This is a genomic window from Bradyrhizobium sp. 170 (genome assembly GCF_023101085.1).
Classification (GTDB): domain Bacteria; phylum Pseudomonadota; class Alphaproteobacteria; order Rhizobiales; family Xanthobacteraceae; genus Bradyrhizobium.
The window spans coordinates 4,235,960-4,261,860 of record NZ_CP064703.1; the positions used below are offsets into that span (position 1 = coordinate 4,235,960).

The window sequence follows — 25,901 nt, forward strand, 5'->3', positions numbered from 1 at the left end:
AGGCGGCCGCGACAATGCGAATTTAGGTACCGGAACCGGGCGGAGCGGAGGCACAAGGCGCGATTTGACCGCGCCATGCCTTGCTGAGAGCGCAATTGTTCAAGAGATGTTCAGCTTAACGCGCGTTCCATGCGGCGCTTGGGCGGCGACAGGGTGGAAGCCATGCGATTAGCAAGAAGTTTGTCGATCCTCTCGGTGTGTCTCGTCGCGATGTCCGGACTGGCTGGGCATTTGAACACTGCCGCCGCGCAGCAGCCCGAAAAGCGCATTGCGCTGGTGGTCGGCAACGCCGCCTATGCGAAATCGCCGCTGGCAACCGCGGCCAACGATGCCGGCCTGATCGCGCAGACCTTGCAGGCGGCCGGCTTCGACGTGATCGGCGCCCGCGATCTCGATGGCGACACGCTGCGCAAGAGTTTCCGCGACTTCATCAACAAGGCCGAGGCCTCGGGGCCGGACACGGTCGCGATGGTGTATCTGGCCGGTTACGGGCTGCAACTGGCGGGCGAGAATTATTTCGTGCCGGTCGATTCCGCGATCAACCGCGATACCGATGTTCCGATCGAGGCGCTGCGGACCGGCGATTACATCCGCCAACTCGCCTCGCTGCCGCTGAAGGCCGGCATCGTCGTGCTGGATGCGGCGCGGCAGCAGCCTTTCGTCAACGGGCAGATCGCAAGCGGCCTCGCTCTGGTCGAGGCGGACCCGCACATGCTGATTGCGTTCAACGCTGCGCCCGGAACCGTGGCGCCGGCCGAGCAGGGACCGTACGGGATCTACGCCCAGTCGCTGGCCGAGATGATCCGGAGCGGCGGATTGCCGCTGCCGGAGGTCTTTAATCGCGTGCGGCTTCGCGTCAATGAAGCGAGCAAAGGCGCGCAGGTGCCCTGGGACAGCCAGAAGGTCGACGCGGCCTTCACGTTCTTCGAGCGCGCCCCGGATGCGCCGGCCGCGCCGCCGCCGGATCAGGTCGCGGCCGTCCGCAGCAAGCCGATCCGCGATCTCGGCGTACAGGACGCCTACGCCGCGGTGCTGGAGCGCGACACGCTGCCGGCCTACGAGGATTTTCTCGCCGCCTATCCCGACGATCCGATGGCGAAGCGGGTGAGGGCGATCGCGGCGGCGCGGCGCGAAGCGATCACCTGGCGCCGCACCTACCGCGCCGACACGCCGAACGCCTATTGGTCGTATCTGCAACGCTATCCACGCGGGCCTCACGCCGCCGACGCGCGCCGCCGCCTTGCCATTCTCACCGCGCCGATCGAGCCGCCGCCGACATTTGATGTCATCGACTACGACGTGCCGCCGCCGCCGCCGGAAGAGTTCATCTATATCGATCGGCCGGTGCTGGCCTTCGGCGATCCCGAGTTCGATTTTGTCCCGCCGCCGCCGGCGCCGGTGTACTACCTGCCGCCGCCGCCGGATGATTTCGTGATTCTGGAGCCGCCGCCGCCACCGATCGGGCTGTTCATCCTGCCGCAGCCGATCTTTGTGCCGATACCGGTCTATGTCAGGCCGCCGCGCTATGTGGCGCCGCCGCCGAACAACATCATCTTTGCGAACATCCACAACAGGGCCGTCATCAACAACGTGATCAACAGGCCGCAAACGCCTTTGCCGGCGGTCGGGCCTGGCGCCAGACCTATTGGACGCCCCGGCGCCCCGGAGGCGACAGTTGCGCCGGCGCAGCGTGGTGGCGCCACGCCGACATTGCCGCCTGCAGTCGCGCAGAGGGCCACGCTGATTCAGCAGGGCAGAGCGCCGGTACCGCCGAGCGCTACGATCAATCCTGCCGTGAGAACTGGTTTGCCCGGCACTCCTGCGGGACCGACCGGGAGGCCGAACGCGACGCAGCCGGTGAACGCGCCGCCAGGCACGCCGCCTTCGACACAGCCCTCGCCGAGGATCAACGCCCTGCCGGTTCCAGGCACCAAGGGCGCGCCGCCCGCGCCTCCAAGTGCTGCGGTATCACCGGGGGCCGTGAATCCGAACGCACGGCTTGCGCCGGGCGCGCCCCGTCCGGGATCGGCCGCACCGGCTGCACCCAGCGCAGCTACCGGCTCCAGGCCCGCCATCGGGGCGACTGCTCCGACGGCTCAGACTGGCCAGCAGCCAAGGGTGGCCGCGCCGCCACCCAGCGCCGCGGCGCCGCCGAAGCCGAGCGCTACCGTCGCTCCGAGACCTCAACTGCAGCCGGAATTGCGGCGAGGCCCGCCGCCGTCGGCTGTACAGGCGGCAAGGCCGCCGCCACCGCCGGCAGCCCGCGTCGCTCCGGCCCCTCCGCCGCCGCGGATGGCCGCGCCGCCGCCTGCACCGAGGATGGCCGCACCGCCACCGCCGCCTGCACGTATGGCCGCGCCGCCTCCGCCAAGGATGGCCGCGCCACCCCCGCCACCTCCGCGCATGGCCGCGCCGCCGCCGCCACCACCAAGGATGGCCGCGCCAGCGCCGCCGCCCCGAATGGCTGCTCCACCCCCACCGGCGCGTGCGGCGCCTCCGGCGGCAGCGGCCCGAGGGTGCCCGCCGGGTGCCCGATGCTGATTGTTAACGGGCCAGATCCTCGGATCTGGCCCGAAGGCGCCCTAAATCGTGGGGCTGGAAGGCCGAAAATTCGGCCTTATTTCCTTGCTTCCGGCTGGAATCCGGCTATACACCGCGCCATCTCACACGGAAACATGGCTCAAAAGGCCGTCCGGTGGCAGCCGGGCCATAAGGCTCGTTTGCTCACACGTTTCCGGAGGAACCAACCGGAGAATCATCACTATGTCGCTACCCGATTTTTCTATGCGTCAGCTGCTTGAAGCCGGCGTGCACTTTGGCCACCAATCGCACCGCTGGAATCCGAAAATGGCGGAGTTCATTTTCGGTGCCCGCAACAACATCCACATCATCGATCTCGCCCAGACCGTGCCGTTGCTGCACACCGCGCTGAAGGCGGTCAGTGACACCGTCGCCAAGGGCGGCCGCATCCTGTTCGTCGGCACCAAGCGCCAGGCGCAGGACGGCGTCGCCGAAGCGGCCAAGCGCTCGGCGCAGTATTTCGTCAATTCGCGCTGGCTCGGCGGCACGCTGACCAACTGGAAGACGATCTCAGGCTCGATCAAGCGCCTGCGTCACCTCGATGAGGTGCTGTCGTCCGGCGAGGCCTCCTCCTACACCAAGAAGGAGCGGCTGACGCTGCAGCGCGAGCGCGACAAGCTCGACCGCTCGCTCGGCGGCATCAAGGACATGGGCGGTCTTCCCGACATGATCTTCGTGATCGACACCAACAAGGAAGACATCGCGATCCAGGAAGCGCAGCGGCTCAACATCCCCGTTGCCGCGATCGTCGACACCAATTCGGACCCCAAGGGCATCACCTTTGTGGTGCCGGGCAATGACGACGCCGGCCGCGCCATTTCGCTGTATTGCGACCTGATTGCCCGCGCCGCCATCGACGGCATCTCGCGCGCCCAGGGCGACCACGGCATCGACATCGGCGCCTCCGCCCAGCCGGCCCGCGAGGAAATTCCGGCAGCACCCCAGCCGACCGGCTTCCAGGGTCTGGCCGGTCCACGCGGCACCGCCGACAACCTCAAGAAGCTCACCGGCGTGTCGGGTGCGATCGAGAAAAAGCTCAACGACCTCGGCATCTTCCACTACTGGCAGCTCGCCGAGCTCGACCACGATACCGCGCACAAGATCGGTGAAGAGGTTGGTCTTCCGAGCCGCGCCGATGCCTGGGTTGCCCAGGCCAAGACGCTGACCGCGGAAGCGGAATAATCGGTACGCCGCGTGGCCGGGTCTTCCGGCCACCGGTTCTGCTCCCCAGATTACGGCATTCCCTGTAGCTGACGGCGGCACGGCGCAAAGCGTGCGCTGCGCCCGCGGCCAACAGGCAAGAAGGATATTCGACGATGGCAACGATCACTGCGGCGATGGTCAAGGAACTGCGCGAGTCGACCGGCGCAGGCATGATGGACTGCAAGGCAGCGCTGACCGAAACCAATGGCGACATGACGGCCGCGCAGGACTGGCTGCGCAAGAAGGGCTTGTCGAAGGCCGCCAAGAAGGCCGGCCGCGTCGCGGCGGAAGGCCTGATCGGCGCGCTGACCTCGGGCACCAAGGGCGTCGTGGTTGAGGTCAACTCCGAGACCGATTTCGTTGCGCGCAACGAGCAGTTTCAGGGCCTCGTCAAGATGATCGCGCAGGTCGCGCTGCATAACGGCGCGGACGTCGAGAAGATCAAGGCGGCCAAGGTTGGCGACGTCACGGTCGAGACCGCGGTTTCGGACGCGATCGCCACCATCGGCGAGAACATGTCGCTGCGCCGTGCGACTTCGCTTGAAGTCGGCAAGGGCGTGGTGTCGAGCTACGTTCATGGCGCCGTCATCGACGGCGCCGGCAAGATGGGCGTGCTGGTCGCGCTCGAATCGACCGGCAAGACCGATGAGCTCGCGCAGCTCGGCCGTCAGTTGGCGATGCATGTGGCGGCGACCAATCCGCAGGCGCTGGATCCGTCCGGCCTCGATCCGGCGATCGTGACGCGCGAAAAGGACGTGCTGGCCGACAAGTATCGCCAGCAGGGCAAGCCGGAGAACGTGATCGAGAAGATCGTCGAGTCCGGCCTGAAGACCTATTACAAGGAAGTCTGCCTGCTGGAGCAGGCGTTCATCCATGACGAAAAGGGCAAGTCGGTTGCCCAGGCGGTGAAGGAAGCCGAAGGCAAAATTGGTGCGCCTGTGAAGATTGCCGGATTTGTGCGCTATGCTCTCGGCGAGGGAATCGAAAAGCAGGAATCCGATTTCGCAGCCGAAGTCGCGGCGGCCAGCGGCAAGAAGTAACCGCTGCGGTCAAAATCTTTCGGCGCAGTTGCGCCGGAAGTCACCTGCGCGGGACAAGGAAGCGATAAGCAATGGCTGAGCCGGTCTATCGTCGCGTCGTGATCAAGCTCTCGGGCGAGTATCTCGCCGGCAGCCACTCCTTCGGCATCGACCAGCCCACCGTTGACCGCATCGCCGACGACCTGATCGCGGCCAAGAAGCTCGGTATCGAGGTGGCCGTCGTGATCGGCGGCGGCAACATCGTTCGCGGCGTCGAAGTCTCCTCGCGCGGCGTGTCGCGCCCGACCGGCGACACCATGGGCATGCTCGCCACCATGATGAACTGCCTGGCGCTCGAGGCGGCCATTGAGCGCAAGGGAACGCCGGCGCGGACCCTGTCGGCGTTCGTGATGCCCGAGATTTCCGAGCTGTTCACCCGTAGTGCAGCGCACAAATACCTTTCCGAGGGACGAATCGTCCTGCTTGGCGGTGGAACCGGCAATCCGTTCTTCACCACCGACACGACAGCGGTGTTGCGGGCGGCCGAGATCGGGGCCCAGGCCGTGCTCAAGGCCACCAATGTCGACGGCGTTTACAGCGCCGACCCGAAAAAGGACCCGTCGGCCAAGCGTTTCGATCGCCTGACGCATTCGCAGGCGATTGCCGGCGACTACAAGGTGATGGATGCGACTGCATTCGCGCTTGCCCGCGAGACGTCACTGCCTATCATCGTATTCTCGATCGCCGAGCCGGGTTCGATCGGCGCGATCCTGCGCGGGACCGGCCACGGCACGGTGGTTGCCGGCTGAAATGGCCAGTGCTGCTTCGAACCGCGGGCTTTTGAGATGCCCGGCGGCTGGTTTCTAAGGAGGGGAGAGTGTTATGCCCACGCCCGGTTTTGACATCAACGAATTGAAGCGCCGCATGCAAGGCGCCACCCAGTCGCTCAAGCACGAGCTGGGCGGCTTGCGGACTGGCCGCGCGGCGGCGTCCATGCTGGAGCCGGTGCAGGTCGAGGCTTACGGCTCGCACATGCCCCTCAACCAGGTCGCGACCGTCAGCGTGCCCGAGCCGCGCCTGCTCTCCGTGCAGGTGTGGGATAAATCCATGGTGAAGGCCGTCGAAAAGGCGATCGTCGATTCGAACCTCGGCCTCTCGCCCGCGACCGAAGGGCAGGTGCTGCGCTTGCGGATTCCCGAGCTCAACGAGGAGCGGCGCAAGGAACTGGTGAAAGTCGCGCATAAATACGCCGAAGCCGCCAAGGTGGCGGTCCGCCATGTCCGTCGCGACGGACTGGATATCGTCAAGAAGCTCGAGAAGAATCACGAGATTTCCGAAGACGATCAGGAACGGCTCGCCAACGAGGTGCAGAAGGCGACCGACGGAATGATCGCGGAAATCGATCAGTTGCTTGCGGCGAAGGAAAAGGAAATCCTCACCGTTTGACGGCAACGTTCAAGAATCGAGATGATAATGCCGAACGCCGCCGCCCCCGCCACGGAAGGACCGGATAGATCCGTCCCGTTGCATGTGGCGATCATCATGGACGGAAACGGACGCTGGGCGGCAGCGCGCGGCTTGCCGCGCGCCGAAGGCCACCGCCGCGGCGTCGAGGCGCTGCGTCGCGTCGTTCGCGCCGCCCATGAACTCGGCGTGCTCTATCTGACGATCTTTTCGTTCAGCTCGGAGAACTGGTCGCGGCCGGCGACCGAAATCGGCGATCTGTTCGGACTGCTCCGCCGCTTCATCCGCAACGATCTCGCCACGCTCCATAGCGACGGCGTGCGCGTGCGCGTGATCGGCGAACGGGAAGGGCTGGAGCCCGATATCTGCACGCTGCTCAACGAGGCCGAGGAACTGACCCGGGCCAACAGCAAGCTCAATCTCGTGGTCGCGTTCAACTACGGATCGCGCCAGGAAATCGCTGGCGCCGCTCAACGGCTGGCGCGCGAAGTGGCGGAGGGCAAGCGCGATCCGGCCTCGATCGACGCCGATGCGCTCGGCCGCTATCTCGATGCGCCTGACATTCCCGATCCCGACCTGATCATCCGCACCAGCGGCGAGCAGCGGCTGTCGAACTTCCTGATGTGGCAGGCGGCCTATAGCGAACTCGTGTTCGTGCCGATCCACTGGCCGGATTTCGACAAGGCCGCGCTCGAAAGCGCCATTGCCGAATATGCCAGACGGGAACGCCGTTTCGGCGGTCTGGCCGCGAAAACCGGATCGTGACCGAACGCGAGGCCGCGCCGGCGGCGGCGAGCGCGCCCGATTCGCGCAATCTCGTGATGCGCATCGCCGCAGCCGCCGTGCTGATTCCGCTCGCGGTCGCCATCGCCTATGCGGGCGGCTGGCTCTGGACCGCGCTGGTGACGCTGGCCGCCATCGGCCTGTTCGTGGAATGGCTCACGATCGTGGGTCTCGCCGGCGCTACCCGCGTGACGGTGCCGGGCGTGGCCGCGCTTGCGGTCGCCGGGCTTTGTTTTGCGATTGGCCGGCTCGACGCCGCGCTGATCGTGCTTTCACTCGGTTTCGTTGCCGTCGTATCGATCGCGCCGGAGCGGCGAGGCTGGGCCGCGGCGGGATTCTTGTACGCGGCGGCGGCCGAGATCGCCTCGGTCCTGGTGCGTCTGGATCCCGTAAAGGGATTCGCTGCGCTGATGTTCGTGCTGCTGATCGTATGGGTGACCGATAGCGGCGGCTATTTCGCGGGTCGCGGTATTGGCGGGCCGAAACTGTGGCCGCGCGTCAGCCCGAAAAAGACCTGGGCGGGCGCCGCCGGCGGGTTTGCCGCCAGCCTGGCTGTGGCGGCAGGCTTTGCCGCGTTCGACCTGGGCAGGGTAGGGCCGTTATTGATGCTTTCCGGGGCTCTTTCGGTCGTCTCACAGCTCGGCGACCTCTTCGAATCCGCCGTGAAGCGGCGTTTTGGCGTAAAGGACTCAGGTCACATTGTTCCTGGCCACGGCGGGCTAATGGATCGCCTGGATGGATTTGTCGCAGCCGTCGTCGTGGCGGCTCTTTTCGGCCTTCTGCGGGGTGGCGCCGATGGCGTCGGCCGCGGTCTTATGGTTTGGTGAAATTATGAGCGCAGTTCCATTGCGTAACAACAAGGCCGCGGTAGCGGACGCGCGCACCGTAACGGTGCTGGGCGCCACCGGTTCCATCGGCGACAGCACCATGGATCTGCTGCGCGGTGCGCGCGACCGCTATTCCGTCGAGGCGCTGACCGCGAATTCCAATGTCGACGCGCTGGCCAAGCTCGCCAAGGAATTCGGCGCGCGATTCGCAGCAATTGCCGACCCGGCGCGGCTTGGCGAACTGAAGGACGCGCTGGCCGGCACGGGTACCGAGTGTGGCGCCGGCGAAAGCGCCATCATCGAGGCTGCGGCGCGTCCCGCCGACTGGGTGATGGCGGCGGTGAGCGGTGCTGCCGGGCTGAAGCCCGCGTTGGCCGCGGTCGACCGCGGCGCGACGGTTGCGCTCGCCAACAAGGAATGTTTGGTCTGCGCCGGCGATTTCTTCATGCAGCGCGCGGCGAAAGCAGGGGCTTGCATCCTGCCGGCCGATTCCGAACACAACGCGTTGTTTCAGGCGCTTTCCTCAGGCAACCGCGAGGAACTGGTGCGCGTGATCATCACCGCATCCGGCGGTCCGTTCCGCACCTGGGCCGCCACCGACATCGAACAGGCGACGCTGGCGCAGGCGCTGAAGCATCCGAACTGGAGCATGGGCCAGAAGATCACCATCGATTCGGCCTCGATGATGAACAAGGGCCTCGAAGTCATCGAGGCCTCTTATCTCTTCGCGCTGACCGCCGATGAAATCGACGTTCTCGTGCATCCGCAGTCGATCATCCACGGCATGGTCGAATTCTCCGATCGCTCCGTGGTTGCGCAGCTCGGCGCGCCCGACATGCGCATTCCGATCGCGCACTGCCTCGGATGGCCCGACCGAATCGTTGGCCCGTCGGCGAGGCTCGATCTCGCAAAAATCGGACAGCTCACCTTCGAGGCGCCCGATTTCGAGCGCTTCCCGGGCTTGCGGCTGGCCTACGAGGCCTTACGTACCGGCCGTGGTGCGACCACGGTATTCAACGCTGCCAATGAGGTGGCGGTGGCGGCGTTCATTGCCGGACAGATCAAGTTCGGGTCGATCGCGCGCCTCGTCGAAGCCACCATCAACGACTGGATTCGCGCCGGGAACCTTGCGCCTTTGAGCTCGGCCGACGACGCGATTTCGGTTGACCATAACGCGCGAAATAGAGCCGCCGCCCTATTGCCTCAAATTGCCTTAAAGGCATCCTAGAGGGTTGTGGACGGAGCCTTTGGCTCTTGTCGAGGGGAACCTGATGTCAGAGTTTTTTCTAAGCAGTTTCAATACGTTGGGCCATGGGCTCATCGGCTACATCATTCCCTTCTTGTTCGTCCTGACCATCGTCGTGTTCTTCCATGAACTCGGCCACTTCCTGGTCGCCCGGTGGGCAGGCGTGAAAGTGCTGACGTTCTCGCTCGGTTTCGGGCCGGAGCTCGCTGGCTTCAACGACCGCTACGGAACCCGCTGGAAGATCTCCGCCATCCCGCTCGGCGGCTATGTGAAGTTCTTCGGCGACGAATCGGAAGCCTCGACGCCTGCCTCGACCCAAACGCTCGCCGGCATGACCGAGGAGGAGCGGGCGGGCAGCTTCCATCACAAGAAAGTCGGCGCGCGGGCGGCCATCGTTGCCGCCGGTCCGATCGCGAATTTCATTCTGGCGATCGTCATCTTCACCTGTCTCTTCACCTTCTTCGGCAAGCCGAGCACGACGGCGCGGGTCGACAAGATCGAAGCCAGCAGCGCCGCCGAGCGGGCGGGCTTTCAGGTCGGCGACATCGTCACCGCCGTCGACGGCAAGAAGATCGGCAGCTTCGCCGACATGCAGCGCTTCGTCAGCGTTCGTGCCGGCGACACCCTGACCTTCACCGTCAAGCGCGGTGATTCGACGCTGCAATTGAAGGGCACGCCGGAACTGCGCGAAGTGAAGGATCCGTTCGGAAACACGCAGCGGCTCGGGATTCTCGGCATCACCCGCGCAACCTCGCCGGGCGAAGTGACGACAGAGAAGGTCGATCCCGCGAGCGCGCTTTGGCTGGGAATCAAGGAAACCTGGTTCGTCATCGAGCAGACGCTGGCCTATATCGGCAATATCTTCACCGGCCGGGCAAGCGCGGACCAGATTGGCGGACCGATTCGGATCGCGCAGATTTCGGGACAGGTCGCCACGCTGGGGCTTGTTCCGCTGCTTCATCTGGCGGCGGTGCTGTCCATTTCGATCGGACTGCTGAACCTGTTCCCGGTACCGCTGCTCGATGGCGGTCACCTTATGTTCTACGCGGCCGAGGTGCTGCGGGGGCGGCCTTTGTCGGAAAAATCCCAGGAATACGGGTTCCGCGTAGGGCTGGTGCTGGTGCTGATGCTGATGGTGTTCGCCTTCTATAACGACTTCCAGCAGGTGCCGTGGCTGAAGGGGCTGTTCGGGAGATCGTAGAAGCGGCTTTTTTGTGACGTTGCCCATTGGCAACGTCTTGGAATGAAAATGGAATCGCACCGCGATGTCTGGTTTGCCGCCCTCTCGAAATTGGCTACAAGCAGTGCAACTTTGGGAATCTGCCGGTTCGTAGGGGTTGTACGGGCCGGCACTGCAATGACGAGGGCGCGTTGCGCATGATGTTTGGAATGCGAGTGCGGGGGGCTCTGCTGGGCGCTCTGATCATGGTTGCCGCGCCGATGGGGGGCGCGCTGATGTCTGTGCCGGCTGCGGCGCAGACGGTGGCGTCGATCTCCGTCGAGGGGAACCGGCGTGTCGAGGTCGAGACCATCCGTTCCTATTTCAAGCCAGGCCCCGGCGGCCGGCTCGGGCAGGCCCAGATCGACGACGGCCTGAAGGCGTTGATTGAAACCGGCCTGTTCCAGGACGTGCGAATCAACCAGGTGGGCGGCCGGCTGGTCGTGACCGTGGTCGAAAACGCCGTGATCGGGCGCATCGCCTTCGAAGGCAACAAGAAGGTCAAGGACGAGCAGCTTTCGGCTGAAATCCAGTCCAAGCCGCGCGGCACATTCTCGCGCCCGATGGTTCAGTCGGACGCCCAGCGCATCGCCGAAATCTACCGCCGCTCCGGCCGCTACGACGTGCGTGTGACCCCTGAAATCATCGAGCAGCCGAACAACCGCGTCGACCTGATCTTCACGGTCACCGAAGGCAGCAAGACCGGCGTCAGGTCGATCGAGTTCGTCGGCAACGTCGCCTATTCGTCCTATCGCCTGAAGGACGTCATCAAGACGCGCGAATCCAACCTCTTGAGCTTCCTCGGTGGCGCCGACGTCTACGATCCCGACCGGGTCGAGGCCGACCGCGACCTGATTCGCCGCTTCTATCTCAAGAACGGTTACGCCGACGTGCAGGTGATCGCCGCGCTGACCGAGTATGACCCCGACAAGAAGGGCTTCCTCGTCACCTTCAAGATCGACGAGGGGCAGCAATATCGCGTGGCCTCCGTCGACTTCCAGACCTCCATCGCAACCCTCGATGCCGCCTCGATGCGCAGCTTCTCGCGCGTCACCGTCGGCTCGGTCTACAATGCCGAGGCGCTTGAGAAATCCGTCGAGGAAATGCAGATCGAGGCCTCGCGGCGCGGCTACGCCTTCGCCGTGGTGCGCCCGCGCGGCGACCGCAATTTCGAAGCGCACACCGTTTCGATCGTGTTCGCCGTCGATGAGGGCCCGCGAACCTATATCGAGCGCATCAACGTCCGCGGCAATACCCGCACCCGCGACTACGTGATTCGCCGCGAGTTCGACCTGTCCGAAGGCGACGCCTACAACCGTGCGCTGGTCGATCGCGCCGAGCGCCGGCTGAAGAACCTCGACTTCTTCAAGAGCGTGAAGATCCTGACCGAGCCCGGCTCGTCGACCGATCGCGTGATCCTGGTCGTCGATCTCGAAGAGAAGTCGACTGGCGACTTCTCGGTGTCGGGCGGCTATTCGACCACCGACGGTGCGCTGGCCGAAGTCAGCATCTCCGAGCGCAACTTCCTCGGCCGCGGCCTGTATGCGAAGGCGGCCGTGACCTACGGTCAGTACGCGCGCGGCGGTTCGCTGTCGTTCGTCGACCCGTATTTGTTCGACTACCGCGTCGCGCTCGGCCTCGACTTGTTCTATCGCGAACAGCTCGCCAACAGCTACATCGCCTACGGCACCAAGACGCTGGGCTTCAGCCCGCGGCTCGGCTTCACCCTGCGGGAAGATCTCGCGCTTCAGTTGCGCTACTCGATCTATCAGCAGGAAATCCAGCTGCCGAACACGCTGGCGAATTGTAACAACAACTCCTCGAACTCGCTGCTCGCGTTCAATCCGAGCCCGGCATTTGCGAATCTGGTCGGCGCTCCCGCGGGCGGATCGATAACGTCGGGAGGCCAGACCGCCACCGACACCTCCGGCGTCGGCCTGTGGTGCTACAGCGACGGCGAAGCCTCGCTGCCGGTCCGCAGGGAACTGCAGAGCGGCAAGGCGTTGACCTCGTCGGTCGGCTATTCGCTGAACTACAACACGCTGGACAACAACAAGAACCCGACCGACGGCTTGCTGATCGACTGGAAGCAGGACTTCGCCGGTGTCGGCGGCGACGTGAAGTACATCAAGTCCGCGATCGATGCGAAGTACTACACCCCGCTGGTCGCCGATATCGTCGGCCTGATCCACCTCCAGGGCGGCATGTTGAACCAGTTCGGCGGCAGCGAGCTGCGCATGCTCGATCACTTCCAGATGGGTCCGAACCTGGTTCGCGGTTTTGCCCCGAACGGCATCGGTCCGCGCGATATGAACCCGTTTGGCACGCGTGACGCACTGGGCGGCACCAAATATTGGGGCGCTTCGTTCGAACTGCAGATGCCGTTCTGGTTCCTGCCGAAGGAAGTCGGGCTCAAGGGTTCGGTCTATGCCGACGCCGGCGGACTGTTCGACTACAAGGGCCCGACATCGTGGGCGGCAACGGGCGAGGTCAATGTGCCTGGCTGCGTCCCGCCGACGCAGGCGACGGCGACGACTGGGGCCTCTCCCGGAACCTGTTTGGGATTGCAGTATGACGACGGCAACGTGGTACGCACCTCGGTGGGTGTCGGCATCATCTGGGCTTCGCCGTTCGGTCCGCTGCGCTTCGACTATGCGGTTCCGCTTACGAAGGGTCAGTTTGACCGCGTGCAGCAATTCAAGTTTGGCGGCGGCACATCGTTCTAAGGTGGCTTGAAGCGAACGGACGTAAGGTCCGCGTGACGAGAACGCCTCGGAACAAGAAAAGGGTCCGGCTCCGTTTCTTCGGAGCCGGCACTCTGGTGTGAAGGTCGGCCGGACTGCGACGGGTGGAATGGCGCAGCCGATATTCTTCAAGCAACCCCCTTCCTCGACGCTGGCCGAACTGGCCGCGTTGACGGGGGCGGTATTGGTCGATCCCGCACGGGGTGGCCAGGTGATCAGGGGCCTTGCTTCGCTCGACGAAGCCGGTCCCATGCATCTGGCGTTTTTCGACAACCTCAGATACGCCGACCAGCTCAAGGCGACCAAGGCCGGCGCCTGCCTGGTCAGCCCGCGTTTCGAGCCCCAGGTGCCCGCCCATGTGGCGGTGCTGCGGGCTACCCAGCCGTTCCGCGCCTTCGTGAAGCTGGCGCGCGAATGGCACGCCGATGCGCTTCGCCCGCAATCCTGGTTCGACAATGACGGCATCGCGCCATCGGCCATTATCGATCCGTCTGCCCACCTGGAGGATGGCGTCATCGTCGATCCGCTGGCGGTGATCGGGCCCAGGGTCGAGATCGGCGCCGGCACGGTGATCGGCGCGGGAGCGGTGATCGGCGCCGACGTCAAGATCGGCCGGGACTGCAATGTGGGCGCCCGCACGGCGATCCAGTTCGCCCTGATCGGCAACAACGTCCTGATCCATCCCGCCTGCAGCATCGGCCAGGATGGCTATGGCTTCATTTTCTTCGGCCCCGAGGGCCACATCAAGGTGCCGCAGACCGGCCGGGTCCTGATCCAGAACAATGTCGAGGTCGGCGCCGGCACCACCATCGATCGCGGCAGCCTGCGGGATACGGTGATCGGCGAGGGCACCAAAATCGACAATCAGGTCCAGATCGGCCACAATGTAACCATCGGCAGGCACTGCCTGCTCGCGGCCCAGATCGGGCTCGCGGGCAGCCTGACGATCGGTGACAACGTCGCGCTGGGGGCGAAGGTGGGCATCAACAACCACCTCAAGATCGGCGACGGCGCCCAGGTAACGGCGATGAGCGGGGTAAAGGACGACATCCCGCCCAACGGCCGCTGGGGCGGTTTCTTTGCAAAGCCGACCAAGCAGTGGTTCAAGGAGATTGTTGCAGTGGAGCGACTGGTGCAGGGCGGCACGGCTGGTTCGAAAGGCGAGGGGCGGGAGTGATGGAGGAGGCTGCGGTCAGATTCGAGCTCGTGGATATCAACGAGATCCTCAAGACGCTCCCGCACCGTTATCCGATGCTGCTGATCGACCGGGTGATCAAGATCCGGACCGATTACAGCGGCATCGGTATCAAGAACGTCACCTTCAACGAGCCGCCGTTTCTCGGCCATTTTCCCGATCGTCCGGTCTATCCCGGCGTGATGATGATAGAGGCCATGGCGCAGACCGCCGGCGTCATCGGCATCAAGTCGGTCGAGGGCACCGAGAAACCGCGCGCGGTTTATTTCCTCACCATCGACAAGTGCAAATTCCGCAAGCCGGTGATGCCCGGCGACACCATCGAGTACCACATGCGCTCGATCGGCCGCCGCAAGGCGATGTGGTGGTTTCACGGTGACGCCAGGGTGAATGGCAGCGTGGTCGCTGAGGCCGACGTCGGCGCGATGCTGACGGATTGAATTGGATTGAATTTAACCGTCACACAACCGACGTCTTCCTGATATCCTTATTCAATCGTTGGTAGTGGAACCACGCCGAGGTCGATTGAAGAAATTTGCAGATTAAATCCGGTTCGGGTCCACGCCTTTTTTTAACGGAGGCGTCCGTGAACAAGCTTGCGTCCATCATTTCGTGTTTGGTCATTTTTCTGCTGATGTCGCCGCAAAGTTACGCGGCTGATCTGGAAGGGCTCGTATCGTCTCTCAAGGACGGTGGCTACGTCCTCGTGTTTCGACACGGCGCCACCGATGACAGCCAAAAGGACGTCTACCCCTTCAAGTTCGACGACATGACCGCGCAGCGGCAACTGAGTGAGAAGGGCCGCGGTATGGCGCGCGAGCTTGGGGCTGCGCTGAAGAAGCTCGGTGTGCCGATCGGCGAAGTCTATACGAGCCAGCTCAATCGAGCCGTTGAGACCGGCAAGCTGTTCGGCGGCAAGGACGTCTCTCCGGTGGACGCATTGACCGACAGCAGTGCCGGCAGCGCGTCTGGAATGGCCAATCCCGACGGCAAGAACGCCAAGGCCGGACGCGCCGTGCGCGATCTCGTCAATGCGCCTCCGAAAGCCGGCGTCAATAATCTGGCGGTGACGCATAAGACCAACGTCGCCGACGCCTTCGGAAAGGAATTTGCCGATATCCGCGAAGGCGAAGCGCTCGTCTACAAGACCAGCGCCTCAGGTCCCGCCGTCCTGATCGCACGCGTGCAGCCCGGCGAATGGATCGCGCTGGCCGGCAGCTAGAGCGATCTTGCGGGATCGGGCAGTTGCCTGCGCGCAGGGCGCTGTTTGTGTGAGCTGTCACCGCGCACTATCGGCAACGGTCAGGCGTGACTATACGCTGGTATACTCGACAATGTCGGATCCTTGACAGAGCATGTGCTCCGTCACTCCGTGCGGCCAAGCCGTCAGTGTGAATGGTGCATTGGAACTTCGGTCCGTCAACTGACTTGTAGTTTCCCGTGGCAGGTCACTGTTGAGATTGCCGCATGAAACGCCTGAGAACTGCCGTTGTGCTGATCGCCTCAGCCGCTGTTTTCGCTGGAAGCGCGACGGCCCGTGACGATGGCCGCTACGCCAACTCCCCGCTCAAGCCCTGGTTCGACAGCCTCAGAAGCGGGAAGGGGCCCTGCTGTTCGGACGCCGATGGCTCCGTCGTTTCCGACGTCGATTGGGAATCGAAGGACGGTCATTATCGCGTCCGGCTTGAGGGCCAATGGATCGACGTGCCCGACGATGCTGTCATTACCGTGCCAAATCGCTTCGGCCGGACCATGGTCTGGCCTGTAAAAGGGGCATCCGGGATTTCGATCCGCTGCTTCCTGCCCGGCACTATGATCTAGCGGCCGTTTATCTCGGGGAATCAGGCCGCCGGCAGGAGGATTTGTAGCGGACGCGCCGACACACGGCGTAACCATACGTCACTGGACAGCGTTGGTACGTCGCGCTAACCACCCGAAAACGCGAGATATTCGCGTCCAATCGATGGGCTGGGCTGCTTGATGGGTACGATCGATCCAACCGCGCGGGTTGAGGATGGCGCTGTGATCGGCGAGGGGACCACGATCGGTCCCTACTGCATTATCGGCCGCAACGTCGTTATCGGCGCCAACTGCAATCTGATCGCGCATGTTCACGTCACCGCGCAGACCACGATCGGGTCCGGCTGCACGATCTATCCGTTCGTCTCGCTCGGCACCCCGCCGCAATCGCTGAGCTACAAGGGCGAACTGACCCGGCTGGAGATCGGTGCGGGCTGCACCATCCGCGAATCCGTCACCATGAACGCCGGCACGGTTGCCGGTGGCGGCGTGACGCGGGTCGGCGAGCGCGGCTACTTCATGAATTGCAGCCATGTCGGGCACGATTGCCAGGTCGGCAATGACGTGATTTTTGCAACTTCCGCTACGCTCGGCGGTCACTGCGAGATCGGCGATTTCGTTTTCATCGGGGGGCTGTCGGCCGTGCACCAGTTCACGAGGATCGGACCGCAGGTGATGGTCGGCGGCGTGTGCGGCGTGCGCGGCGACATCATTCCATTCGGCCTCGCCAACGGCCAGTATGCTGCTCTCGAAGGGCTGAACATCATCGGCATGAAGCGCCGCAAGTTCACCAAGGAGCGGCTGGCGAAAGTGCGCGCGTTCTATCAAAGCCTGTTTCACGGCCCCGGCATCTTTGCCGAACGGCTGAATTCAGTGCAGCCGTCCGCTGCGGAGGATCCGGCGATCGCCGAAATCCTCGCCTTCATCGCGCAAGGCAAGCATCGCGCGCTCTGTCTTCCCGCCGATAACGGCAACAAGCATTGATGACGGGATCGCCGCACATGATTTCAGCGGCTTCTGACATTTCATCGCCGGTTGGCGTCATCGCAGGCGGTGGCGCCATGCCGTTCGCGGTGGCGGAGTCGCTGAGCCAGCGCGGGATCGCGCCGGTGCTGTTCGCGCTGCGCGGCGCCTGTGATCCGGCGCGCGTCGAGCGCTTCCGCCATCACTGGATCTCGGTCGGGCAACTCGGCCGCGCCACCAAACTGTTCCGCAGCGAGGGCTGCCGCGACCTGATCTTCATCGGCACGCTGCTACGCCCGGCGCTGTCGGAAATCCGGCTCGACTGGGGAACGATCCGCGTCCTCGGCCGCGTCTGGGCCGCGTTTCGCGGCGGTGACGATCATCTGCTGTCAGGCATCGGCCGCATCCTCGAACAGGACGGCTTTCGGATGGTCGGCATCCGGGATGTCGCCCCCGACATTCTGATGCCGGAGGGAAACATCGCTCGCGCCACGCCCGATCCCGCCTCTGCGGCAGATATCGCCAGAGGGCGGGAGGTGCTCGGCGCGCTCGGCCCGTTCGACATTGGCCAGGCGGTGGTTGTGATCGACGGGCATGTGGTGGCGGTCGAGGATATCGAGGGCACTGACGGGCTCCTGGTGCGCGTGGCGCGGCTGCGCGAGGCCGGGCGCATTCGCGCCAAATCCGGCCGCGGCGTGCTGGTGAAGGCGCCCAAGAGTAGCCAGGATTTACGCTTCGACCTGCCGGCCGTGGGCGCCAAAACCATCGAGGGCGCAGCGCGGGCCGGGCTCGCCGGCATCGCCGTGATTGCCGGCCATACGATTGCCGCGGACTCGCAGGCCATGATCGAGGCCGCTGATCGCGCCGGCCTGTTCATCCAGGGCTTATCAGCGTGACGCCGTCTCGCGCCACCGCCGGGATGGAGCGGAGGATATTTCTGATCGCGACGGAAGAGTCCGGCGATCGCCTCGGCGCCAACTTGATGAAGGTGCTGCGCCAGCGCCTTGGCGACGGGGTGCGGTTCGAAGGCATCGGCGGCCGTGCGATGGCGCGCGAAGGCCTGGAGTCGCTGTTTCCGATCGAAGAGCTCTCGATCATCGGGCTCGCCGCCGTCGTCAAGGAACTGCCGAAGATCCTCGGGCTGATCAAGGAAACGGCCATTGCGGTAACGGAAGCGGCGCCGGATATTCTCATCATCATCGACAGCCCGGACTTCACCCACCGCGTGGCGAAGCGCGTTCGCGCCAAGGATCCCGGGATTCCGATCGTCAACTATGTATCGCCCTCGGTCTGGGCGTGGCGGCCCGGCCGGGCGCGCGCGATGCTGAAATATGTCGATCACGTGCTGGCGCTGCTGCCGTTCGAGCCCGAATCCTATCGCCGGCTGCACGGGCCGCCCTGCACCTATGTCGGCCATCCCCTGACCGAGCAACTGGCCTCGTTGCGCCCGAACGCCGATGACGCCGCGCGGCGGGCGGAATCGCCGCCGGTGCTCCTGGTGCTGCCGGGAAGCCGCCGCAGCGAAATCCGCCACCACATGGCAGTGTTCGGCCAGGCGGTGGCGCGGCTGCAGCAGCAGGGCGTGGCGTTCGAACTGGTGCTGCCGACGATGCCGCATCTGCAGGAAGCGGTCGTGGACGCGGTGAAGACCTGGCCGGTGCAGCCCCAGGTCGTGATCGGCGAGCAGGAGAAGCGGGCCAAGTTCCGAATCGCGCATGCGGCGCTGGCCAAATCCGGCACTGTGACGCTCGAACTGGCCTTGGCCGGGGTGCCGATGGTGACGGCCTACCGGACCGGCTCGGTGGAGGCGTGGATATTGCGCCGGGCCATCAAGGTGAACTCGGTGATATTGGCCAATCTCGTGATCGGCGAGAACGTCGTCCCCGAATTCCTGCAGGAGGATTGCACCCCGGAAAAGCTCGCCGCCGCATTGCGCGATGTGCTCGGCGACACTGAGCTTCGGAGGACGCAGCTCGAGGCCTTCGGCAAAATCGACGGGATCATGTCGACCGGCAACCAGCCGCCGAGTGCCCGTGCCGCCGATATCGTGCTGGCGACGATGTGGCAGGCGCGGCGGACTTCGTAGGGTGGGCAAAGCGCAGCGTGCCCACCATCTAACGTCGTCATTGCGAGAAATTGGTGGGCACGCTGCGCTTTGCCCACCCTACAAAACAAAAAGCCGGACGCGATGATCGCATCCGGCTTTCCGAGTTTCCTGTCAGCGACGTCGCTTACTTCCGCTTGTCCATCGCGACATAATCGCGGCGGGCGACGCCGGTGTAGAGCTGGCGCGGACGGCCGATCTTCTGCTGCGGGTCCTCGATCATCTCGCTCCACTGGCTGATCCAGCCGACGGTGCGGGCGACCGCGAACAGCACGGTGAACATCGAGGTCGGGAAGCCCATCGCCTTCAGCGTGATGCCAGAATAGAAATCGACGTTCGGATAGAGCTTGCGGTCGATGAAGTACTGGTCGGAGAGCGCGATCTTTTCCAGCTCAAGTGCCACCTTCAGCATCGGGTCCTCGCCATGGCCGGTCTCGGCCAGCACGGCGTGACACATCTTCTGCATGATCTTGGCGCGGGGGTCGTAGTTCTTGTAGACGCGGTGGCCAAAGCCCATCAGGCGGACTTCGCTGTTCTTGTCCTTCACCTTGGCGATGAATTCCGGAATCTTGTCGACCGAACCGATGTCGGCGAGCATCGCAAGCGCGGCTTCGTTGGCGCCGCCATGGGCCGGGCCCCACAGGCAGGCGATGCCGGCGGCGATGCAGGCGAACGGGTTGGCGCCGGAAGAGCCGGCGATGCGCACCGTCGAGGTCGAGGCATTCTGCTCGTGGTCGGCATGCAGGATGAAGATCTTGTCGAGCGCGTCAGCCAGCACCGGATTGATCTTGTAATCCTCGCACGGCACCGCGAAGCACATGTGCAGGAAGTTCTCGGCAAAGGAGAGCGAGTTCTTCGGATACATGAAGGGCTGGCCGATGGTGTATTTGAAGGCCATCGCGGCCAGCGTCGGCACCTTCGCGATCATGCGCATGGAAGCGATCATGCGCTGCTTCGGATCGTTGATGTCGGTGCTATCGTGATAGAATGCGGCCAGCGCGCCGACGGCGGCGACCATGATCGCCATCGGATGGGCGTCGCGGCGAAAACCCTGGAAGAAGCGGGCCATCTGTTCGTGAACCATGGTGTGATGGATCACGCGGCTGTCGAAATCCTGCTTCTGGGCAGGCGTCGGAAGCTCCCCGTAGAGCAGGAGGTAGCAGGTCTCGAGGAAGTCGCCCTTTTCGGCGAGCTGCTCGATCGGGTAGCCGCGGTATTCGAGAATGCCTGCGTCGCCGTCGATATAGGTGATCTTCGACTGGCAGCTGCCGGTGGAGGTGAAACCGGGGTCGTAGGTGAACATCCCGGCCTGGGCGTAGAGCTTGGCGATGTCGATGACATCCGGCCCCACCGTGCCGCTGAGGATCGGGAAATCGTAGGTCTTGTTACCTACCGTGAGCGTTGCAGTCTTGTTGCTGGATTTTGCGTCCATCGCGAGTCCCCGATGAAATCGTTACGAAAAACCGCGCCGACCCTGGTGCCATTTCGCGACGGCAGCAAGGGAAGCCGGCTTGTCTAGAAGCGGCGCCAAAGGCGTAGCTTATTGCCCTGTGCACTGCAAGATGGCCGCAGGCCCCCATATGGTAGGGGCTTAGCTGGCCGCCTGATCGCCCAGACGGGCCAGGCATTCCTCGCGCCCCAGTACCGCCAAAACGTCGAAAATACCCGGCGAAGTCGTGCGTCCGGTCAGCGCCACCCGGAGTGGCTGGGCGACGGCGCCGAGCTTGAGGTTGTTCTGCTCTGCGAAATTCCGCATGGCGGCTTCCGTGGTCTCGGCGCGCCAGTCGGTGACGGTCTCGAGCGCTATCAGGAGTTTTCCGATCAGGATGCGGGTCTCCGGCGTCAGCAGCGCGGCTGCCTTTGGCTCGATCGCCAGCGGGCGGTCGGCGAAGATGAAGTAGGCGCCCGATATCAGCTCGATCAGGGTCTTGGCGCGCTCCTTCAGGCTCGGCATCGCCCGCAGCAATTGCGCGCGGGTGGCGTCGTTGAGTTTTGCCTTCAGCTCGGCGCCTTCGGGGACGTAATCCAGCACGCTCTCGAACTGGGACACCAACTCGCGGTCATCAGCCTGGCGAATGTAGTGCCCGTTGAGGTTCTCCAGCTTCGCGAAATCGAACCGCGCCGCGGAGCGCCCGATCGCGGGCAGATCGAAGGCGTCGATCATTTCCTGCGTCGAGAAGATTTCCTGGTCGCCATGGCTCCAGCCGAGCCGGACCAGGTAATTGCGCAGCGCCGCCGGCAGGTATCCCATCGCGCGGTAGGCATCGACGCCGAGCGCGCCGTGGCGTTTTGAAAGCTTCGAGCCGTCGGGCCCGTGGATCAGCGGGATGTGGGACATGTTGGGGATGTCCCAGCCGAGCGCGTCGTAGATCTGCTTCTGGCGCGCGGCGTTGATCAGATGGTCGTCGCCGCGGATGACGTGGGTGACGCCCATGTCGTGGTCGTCGACCACCACCGCCAGCATGTAGGTCGGGTTGCCGTCGCCACGCAGCAGCACGAGGTCGTCGAGGTTCTCGTTCTGCCAGACCACGCGGCCCTGAACCTGGTCCTCGATCACGGTCTCGCCGGTCTGGGGCGCTTTCAGGCGGATGGTCGGCTTCATGCCTTCAGGCGCCTGGGCCGGATCGCGGTCCCGCCACAGCCCGTCATAGAGACGGGTGCGGCCCTCGGCGCGCGCTTTCTCGCGCATCGCGGTCAGCTCCTCCGCGGTGGCGTAGCAGCGGTAAGCCTTGCCGCTGGCGAGCAATTGCTCGGCCACTTCGCGATGGCGGACGGCGCGGCTGAACTGGTAGATGACATCGCCGTCCCAATCGAGCCCGAGCCATTTCAGCCCGTCGAGGATGGCCGCAATGGCCGGCTCGGTCGAGCGCTCGCGGTCGGTATCCTCGATCCGCAGCAGCATCTTGCCGCCGGTTTTCCTGGCGTAGAGCCAGTTGAACAGCGCGGTGCGGGCGCCCCCGATGTGGAGGAAGCCGGTGGGCGAGGGGGCGAAGCGTGTGACGACGGGATCAGTCATTTACCGGGCGGGCTGAGGGGTGAATTGGCGGTGGTGTATAGCAGGAACATTGCATAACTAAAGCCTGGCCATTGGCAAAGTAAGCTTGGCTCACAAGGGCGAATTTGGCAGAAGGTTCGCCAATCCCTAACAGGAACTCGGAATGACCACAGAACCGGTAACGGCAGAAGCAGGGCGCGATTTCATCCGCGACATCGTCCAGGCCGATCTCTCCTCCAAAAAGCACAGCCGGATCGTGACCCGATTCCCGCCGGAGCCGAACGGCTACCTGCACATCGGCCACGCCAAGTCGATTGCCCTTAATTTCGGCATCGCGCAGGAATTTGCCGGAAAGTGCCATCTGCGCTTCGACGACACCAACCCGACCAAGGAAGAGCAGGAATATATCGATTCCATCCAGGCTGACGTGCACTGGCTCGGCTATGACTGGGGAACCGATCTCTATTTCGCCTCCGACTATTTCGAGCGCCTGTATGACTGGGCGGAAGGCCTGATCAAGGCCGGCCAGGCCTATGTCGACGACCAGTCGCAGGAGGAAATCCGCGTCAACCGCGGCACGCTGACGGAACCCGGCAAGAACTCGCCGTTCCGCGACCGCACGGTCGAGGAAAACCTCGACCTCTTCCGGCGCATGAAAGCGGGTGAATTCCCGAACGGCACGCGCGTGCTGCGAGCGAAGATCGACATGGCCGCCGGCAACATCAACCTGCGCGACCCCGTGCTCTATCGCATCCTGCATGCCGAGCACCCGCGCACCGGCACCAAATGGTCGATCTATCCGAGCTACGACTACGCTCATGGCCAGTCGGACGCCATCGAAGGCATCACGCATTCGATCTGCACGCTGGAATTCGAGGACCACCGGCCGCTCTATGAATGGCTGCTCGACAAGCTGCCGGTGCCCTCAAAACCACGCCAGTACGAATTCGCCCGGCTGAACCTGACCTACACGCTGCTGTCGAAGCGCGTGCTGACGCAGCTCGTCCGCGACGGCCACGTCTCGGGCTGGGATGACCCGCGCATGCCGACCATTGCCGGCTTGAAGCGGCGCGGCGTGCCGCCGGCAGCGGTGCGCGAATTCGTCAAGCGCATCGGGGTCGCGAAAGCCAACAGCGTCGTTGATGTCGGCATGCTTGAGTTTTGCATTCGCGAGCACCTCAACAAATCAGCGCAGCGGCGCATGGCGGTGTTGCGGCCGCTGAAGGTCGTGATCGAGAATTATCCGGAAGGCCAGGTCGAGGAGCTCGAGGCCATCAATCATCCGGACGCTCCGGAGGCGGGCACGCGAAAAATTTCGTTCGGCCGGGAGCTCTTTATCGAGCGCGACGATTTCATGGAGAACCCGCCGAAGAAATTCTTCCGCCTGTCGCCGGGCAACGAGGTGCGGCTGCGCTACGCCTATTTCGTCAAATGCACGGGCGTGATCAAGAACGACGCGGGCGAAGTCGTCGAACTCCGCTGCACCTACGACCCCGCGACCAAGGGCGGCAACGCGCCCGACGGCCGCAAGGTCAAGGCCACCATGCATTGGCTGTCGGCCGCGCAGTCGGTGCCGGCGGAAATCCGCGTCTACAATCAGCTCTTCGCGAACCCCAGCCCGAACGCTGCGAATTTCGCTACCGACCTCAATCCGGAGTCGCTGGAAGTGTTGCCTGACGCGCGCATCGAACCTTCGGTGGCCGCGGACAATTCGGGCGAGGTGATGCAGTTCGAACGGCAGGGCTATTTCGTGCGCGACAAGGATTCGATGCCTGGCAAGCCGGTGTTCAACCGCACCATCGGCCTGCGCGACACCTTTGCAAAGGAAGTCGGCGGGAAAGGTTGAACAACGGCGTGTAGGGTGGGCAAAGGCGCGTTTGCGCCGTGCCCACCATTCCGCGCCGTGCTCGTGATGGCAGGCACGCTTCCGCCTTCGCTCTTCGAGCTACGGCGGACAAGTCGCTTTGCCCACCCGATTTCTCCACAAGGCGTCGACCGAGAGGCCGTATCGATGGGATCATCTGAGCGCAGCGCGATCGACGACATCGTCTCCGGCATCATGGGCAGATGGGCGACGGCGTTCAGCAAACTGGATGCCAGCGCACTCGCATCACTTTACTCGCGGAACGCGTTCTTTTTCGGTTCGAACCCGACCTTCTACCGTGGCAATGATGGTGTGCAGGCTTATTTCGAGGCGCTGCCGCGCTGGTCTTCACCATCCGTTCAATTCACCGATGTCAGGACTGCGCATGCCGCGCCCGACGTGATCAACGTCGCCGGCACCGCGACCTTTGTCGTCGATGCGAATGCCGAGCCGTTGCAAGTCAAAATCACCTGGGTGATCATTCGCGAAGGCGGCGAATGGAAGATCGTCAGCCATCACGTCTCGTCCAAGACCCCGTTGATTGAGCCGTAGGCCGGTTGTGCGTCAGCTGACGCGGTCGCTGCTAGGGCGTGAACCCATAGAATCAGAGGCGTTGGCGAACGTCCGCTTTGGAGTTCTGAGCATTACCTCAACGCGCGCTGAAGGTGAGGCCGGCGCGCTCCTTCAGACGCTTGCGCAGTGCCGGACCCATCAGCGCGCCCGGCGTCCAGGTGCCGCCTTCTCCCTGCACGTCGCGCACAAGGCAGAGAGCGCTCTCGGCGATCATCTTGCTGGTCGAGCCGTAGCCAGGATCGCGGTCGCCCGTGACTACCGCCTCGACCCGTCCGCCATCCGGCAACTCGCCCATGAAGAGGATGTCGTAGAAGCCCTTCTCGCGCTCTTCCCTAGTCGGGCCTGCGCCGGGTTTGAGAGCGCCGGTCGCGACCAGGGAAACCATCGTGGCGAACGTCTGCGTCGCCACACCAGCGATTTCCCCAAATCCCGGCGCGACCATCATCTCGTCGTAAACGAAGTCCGTGCCGTAGGGATGACCCAACAGGAAATTCGTGCGGTGCACGTTCTTGGTGTTGATCGGCGCCATTGGGAACGGGACGAGCCACGCGTTCAGGCTCGGGTCGTATTCAGGAACAAGGCCCGACGGCTGAGACGGCCCGGTGAACCCCGGCGTCAACGCGAAGGGATCGGTCAGCAGCCGCATCAGGGCCGGGTCGCGCACGGCGGCGGCGAATGTCGCCCCGGCGCTCGCCGCGGTGCCGCCAGACATGCCGCCTTTCACCTTGCGCAGGCGAGCCTTGACCCGCCGCGCCGGGCGTTCGAATTTCTCGCGCGCCTTCTCCTGCAACGTGAGCACGCCGAGATCGAACGGGATGGAATCGAAGCCGCACGAGAAGACGATGCGCGCGCCGGTCCGTTTCGCCTCTTCGTGATGGGCGTCGATCATGCGCCGCATCCAGGCCGGTTCGCCGCACAGATCAACATAGGCCGTGCCCGTGGCCGCGCAGGCCGCCACAAGCTCGGGACCGCGGAGCTGATAAGGCCCGACCGCCGTGATGATCACGGCCGCACGCTCGCACATCGAACGCAGGCTGGCCGGCTCGGCGGCATCCGCCTTGACCAAAGGCAAATCGTCGGGTGCGCCGATGTCGGCACGCACCTTCTTGAGCTTGTCGGTCGAGCGTCCCGCGATCGCCCAGGATGGAGCATCGTCGCCGCGATAGGACGTCGCCAGATATTCGGCGATGAGACGGCCGGTGTAACCCGTTGCGCCATAGACGATGAGGTCGAAGTCCCGCTTCACGACGTTGGTCCTCCTCGAGACCCGGGAGAGCTATCTTCAGATCCGTGTGCAATCGCAGGACACGGCCGCGCGCCGC

22 protein-coding genes are annotated in these 25,901 nt (G+C 64.2%); 19 read left to right on the forward strand and 3 right to left on the reverse strand.

Features of this window, described 5'->3' with window-relative positions; translation table 11 throughout:
* The first annotated feature begins 162 nt into the window (after positions 1-162).
* The 17 genes from IVB05_RS19580 to lpxB all read left to right on the forward strand — a co-directional run bounded on the left by IVB05_RS19580 (position 163) and on the right by lpxB (position 19,129).
* Complete coding sequence (locus tag IVB05_RS19580) at positions 163-2,541, forward strand: caspase domain-containing protein (protein WP_247786236.1); 2,379 nt, start codon at positions 163-165, stop codon at positions 2,539-2,541.
* A gap of 222 nt (positions 2,542-2,763) precedes the next feature.
* Positions 2,764-3,762: a 30S ribosomal protein S2 gene (locus IVB05_RS19585; RefSeq protein WP_247786237.1), complete on the forward strand. Its 999-nt coding sequence runs from the start codon at positions 2,764-2,766 to the stop codon at positions 3,760-3,762.
* A gap of 134 nt (positions 3,763-3,896) precedes the next feature.
* A complete protein-coding gene (gene tsf / locus IVB05_RS19590; protein ID WP_247786238.1) occupies positions 3,897-4,823 on the forward strand; it encodes a translation elongation factor Ts in 927 nt (308 codons plus the stop codon).
* A 71-nt stretch (positions 4,824-4,894) separates the two neighbouring features.
* Positions 4,895-5,611: a UMP kinase gene (pyrH, locus tag IVB05_RS19595; RefSeq protein WP_247786239.1), complete on the forward strand. Its 717-nt coding sequence runs from the start codon at positions 4,895-4,897 to the stop codon at positions 5,609-5,611.
* Positions 5,612-5,684: 73 nt separating this feature from the next.
* On the forward strand, positions 5,685-6,248 hold the full coding sequence (gene frr / locus IVB05_RS19600; RefSeq protein ID WP_247786240.1) for a ribosome recycling factor: 564 nt from the start codon (positions 5,685-5,687) through the stop codon (positions 6,246-6,248).
* A 27-nt stretch (positions 6,249-6,275) separates the two neighbouring features.
* A complete protein-coding gene (locus tag IVB05_RS19605) occupies positions 6,276-7,031 on the forward strand; it encodes an isoprenyl transferase (protein ID WP_247786241.1) in 756 nt (251 codons plus the stop codon).
* Positions 7,028-7,876, forward strand: a complete 849-nt coding sequence (locus IVB05_RS19610) for a phosphatidate cytidylyltransferase (RefSeq protein ID WP_247786242.1) — start codon at positions 7,028-7,030, stop codon at positions 7,874-7,876. The genes IVB05_RS19605 and IVB05_RS19610 overlap by 4 nt, the downstream gene beginning before the upstream one ends.
* A gap of 4 nt (positions 7,877-7,880) precedes the next feature.
* A complete protein-coding gene (dxr, locus tag IVB05_RS19615) occupies positions 7,881-9,104 on the forward strand; it encodes a 1-deoxy-D-xylulose-5-phosphate reductoisomerase (RefSeq protein WP_247786243.1) in 1,224 nt (407 codons plus the stop codon).
* Between the two features lie 43 nt (positions 9,105-9,147).
* Positions 9,148-10,323, forward strand: coding sequence for an RIP metalloprotease RseP (rseP, locus tag IVB05_RS19620; protein WP_247786244.1), 1,176 nt, complete (start codon positions 9,148-9,150; stop codon positions 10,321-10,323).
* Between the two features lie 176 nt (positions 10,324-10,499).
* On the forward strand, positions 10,500-13,067 hold the full coding sequence (gene bamA / locus IVB05_RS19625; RefSeq protein ID WP_247786245.1) for an outer membrane protein assembly factor BamA: 2,568 nt from the start codon (positions 10,500-10,502) through the stop codon (positions 13,065-13,067).
* A gap of 127 nt (positions 13,068-13,194) precedes the next feature.
* Positions 13,195-14,262, forward strand: a complete 1,068-nt coding sequence (gene lpxD / locus IVB05_RS19630) for a UDP-3-O-(3-hydroxymyristoyl)glucosamine N-acyltransferase (RefSeq protein ID WP_247786246.1) — start codon at positions 13,195-13,197, stop codon at positions 14,260-14,262.
* Positions 14,262-14,720 (forward strand): 3-hydroxyacyl-ACP dehydratase FabZ, encoded by a 459-nt coding sequence (gene fabZ / locus IVB05_RS19635; protein ID WP_247786247.1) that lies wholly within the window; start codon positions 14,262-14,264, stop codon positions 14,718-14,720. Before lpxD ends, fabZ begins: the two co-directional genes overlap by 1 nt.
* Positions 14,721-14,866: 146 nt before the next feature.
* Positions 14,867-15,502 carry a histidine phosphatase family protein gene (locus tag IVB05_RS19640; protein ID WP_346771867.1) on the forward strand — a complete coding sequence of 212 codons (636 nt, stop codon included), beginning with the start codon at positions 14,867-14,869 and terminating at the stop codon, positions 15,500-15,502.
* 245 nt (positions 15,503-15,747) lie between these two features.
* Positions 15,748-16,101, forward strand: coding sequence for a hypothetical protein (locus IVB05_RS19645; protein ID WP_247786248.1), 354 nt, complete (start codon positions 15,748-15,750; stop codon positions 16,099-16,101).
* A 159-nt stretch (positions 16,102-16,260) separates the two neighbouring features.
* The gene (gene lpxA / locus IVB05_RS19650) at positions 16,261-17,064 is read left to right on the forward strand and encodes an acyl-ACP--UDP-N-acetylglucosamine O-acyltransferase (RefSeq protein WP_247786249.1); all 804 of its coding nucleotides are present in this window, start codon (positions 16,261-16,263) and stop codon (positions 17,062-17,064) included.
* A 17-nt stretch (positions 17,065-17,081) separates the two neighbouring features.
* Positions 17,082-17,939, forward strand: a complete 858-nt coding sequence (gene lpxI, locus IVB05_RS19655; protein ID WP_247786250.1) for a UDP-2,3-diacylglucosamine diphosphatase LpxI — start codon at positions 17,082-17,084, stop codon at positions 17,937-17,939.
* A 23-nt stretch (positions 17,940-17,962) separates the two neighbouring features.
* Entirely contained in the window at positions 17,963-19,129 is a 1,167-nt protein-coding gene (gene lpxB, locus IVB05_RS19660) for a lipid-A-disaccharide synthase (RefSeq protein ID WP_247786799.1), read from the forward strand.
* Between the two features lie 145 nt (positions 19,130-19,274).
* On the opposite strand, the gene gltA is transcribed toward lpxB, so the two are convergent.
* Both gltA and gltX read right to left on the reverse strand, forming a co-directional pair.
* Complete coding sequence (gltA, locus tag IVB05_RS19665) at positions 19,275-20,579, reverse strand: citrate synthase (RefSeq protein ID WP_247786251.1); 1,305 nt, start codon at positions 20,577-20,579, stop codon at positions 19,275-19,277.
* 159 nt (positions 20,580-20,738) lie between these two features.
* The gene (gltX, locus tag IVB05_RS19670; RefSeq protein WP_247786252.1) at positions 20,739-22,163 is read right to left on the reverse strand and encodes a glutamate--tRNA ligase; all 1,425 of its coding nucleotides are present in this window, start codon (positions 22,161-22,163) and stop codon (positions 20,739-20,741) included.
* Between the two features lie 142 nt (positions 22,164-22,305).
* Between gltX and IVB05_RS19675 the strand changes: the two genes are divergently transcribed.
* Both IVB05_RS19675 and IVB05_RS19680 read left to right on the forward strand, forming a co-directional pair.
* Complete coding sequence (locus tag IVB05_RS19675; RefSeq protein WP_247786253.1) at positions 22,306-23,988, forward strand: glutamine--tRNA ligase/YqeY domain fusion protein; 1,683 nt, start codon at positions 22,306-22,308, stop codon at positions 23,986-23,988.
* A 15-nt stretch (positions 23,989-24,003) separates the two neighbouring features.
* Positions 24,004-24,558: a nuclear transport factor 2 family protein gene (locus IVB05_RS19680; protein WP_346771868.1), complete on the forward strand. Its 555-nt coding sequence runs from the start codon at positions 24,004-24,006 to the stop codon at positions 24,556-24,558.
* Between the two features lie 97 nt (positions 24,559-24,655).
* Here IVB05_RS19680 and IVB05_RS19685 read toward each other — a convergent pair whose 3' ends face one another.
* Complete coding sequence (locus IVB05_RS19685; RefSeq protein WP_247786254.1) at positions 24,656-25,825, reverse strand: saccharopine dehydrogenase NADP-binding domain-containing protein; 1,170 nt, start codon at positions 25,823-25,825, stop codon at positions 24,656-24,658.
* Positions 25,826-25,901 lie beyond the last annotated feature (76 nt).

Excerpts from the sequence above, each read along its gene's own strand:
- IVB05_RS19580 (WP_247786236.1), top strand. The coding sequence starts at position 163 with ATGCGATTAGCAAGAAGTTTGTCGATCCTCTCGGTGTGTCTCGTCGCG.
- lpxB (WP_247786799.1), top strand. The coding sequence starts at position 17,963 with ATGGAGCGGAGGATATTTCTGATCGCGACGGAAGAGTCCGGCGATCGC.
- IVB05_RS19585 (WP_247786237.1), top strand. The coding sequence starts at position 2,764 with ATGTCGCTACCCGATTTTTCTATGCGTCAGCTGCTTGAAGCCGGCGTG.
- IVB05_RS19605 (WP_247786241.1), top strand. The coding sequence starts at position 6,276 with ATGCCGAACGCCGCCGCCCCCGCCACGGAAGGACCGGATAGATCCGTC.
- gltX (WP_247786252.1), bottom strand. The coding sequence starts at position 22,163 with ATGACTGATCCCGTCGTCACACGCTTCGCCCCCTCGCCCACCGGCTTC.
- fabZ (WP_247786247.1), top strand. The coding sequence starts at position 14,262 with ATGGAGGAGGCTGCGGTCAGATTCGAGCTCGTGGATATCAACGAGATC.
- IVB05_RS19675 (WP_247786253.1), top strand. The coding sequence starts at position 22,306 with ATGACCACAGAACCGGTAACGGCAGAAGCAGGGCGCGATTTCATCCGC.
- lpxD (WP_247786246.1), top strand. The coding sequence starts at position 13,195 with ATGGCGCAGCCGATATTCTTCAAGCAACCCCCTTCCTCGACGCTGGCC.
- tsf (WP_247786238.1), top strand. The coding sequence starts at position 3,897 with ATGGCAACGATCACTGCGGCGATGGTCAAGGAACTGCGCGAGTCGACC.
- bamA (WP_247786245.1), top strand. The coding sequence starts at position 10,500 with ATGATGTTTGGAATGCGAGTGCGGGGGGCTCTGCTGGGCGCTCTGATC.
- frr (WP_247786240.1), top strand. The coding sequence starts at position 5,685 with ATGCCCACGCCCGGTTTTGACATCAACGAATTGAAGCGCCGCATGCAA.
- rseP (WP_247786244.1), top strand. The coding sequence starts at position 9,148 with ATGTCAGAGTTTTTTCTAAGCAGTTTCAATACGTTGGGCCATGGGCTC.
- lpxI (WP_247786250.1), top strand. The coding sequence starts at position 17,082 with ATGATTTCAGCGGCTTCTGACATTTCATCGCCGGTTGGCGTCATCGCA.
- gltA (WP_247786251.1), bottom strand. The coding sequence starts at position 20,579 with ATGGACGCAAAATCCAGCAACAAGACTGCAACGCTCACGGTAGGTAAC.
- dxr (WP_247786243.1), top strand. The coding sequence starts at position 7,881 with ATGAGCGCAGTTCCATTGCGTAACAACAAGGCCGCGGTAGCGGACGCG.
- lpxA (WP_247786249.1), top strand. The coding sequence starts at position 16,261 with ATGGGTACGATCGATCCAACCGCGCGGGTTGAGGATGGCGCTGTGATC.
- pyrH (WP_247786239.1), top strand. The coding sequence starts at position 4,895 with ATGGCTGAGCCGGTCTATCGTCGCGTCGTGATCAAGCTCTCGGGCGAG.
- IVB05_RS19645 (WP_247786248.1), top strand. The coding sequence starts at position 15,748 with ATGAAACGCCTGAGAACTGCCGTTGTGCTGATCGCCTCAGCCGCTGTT.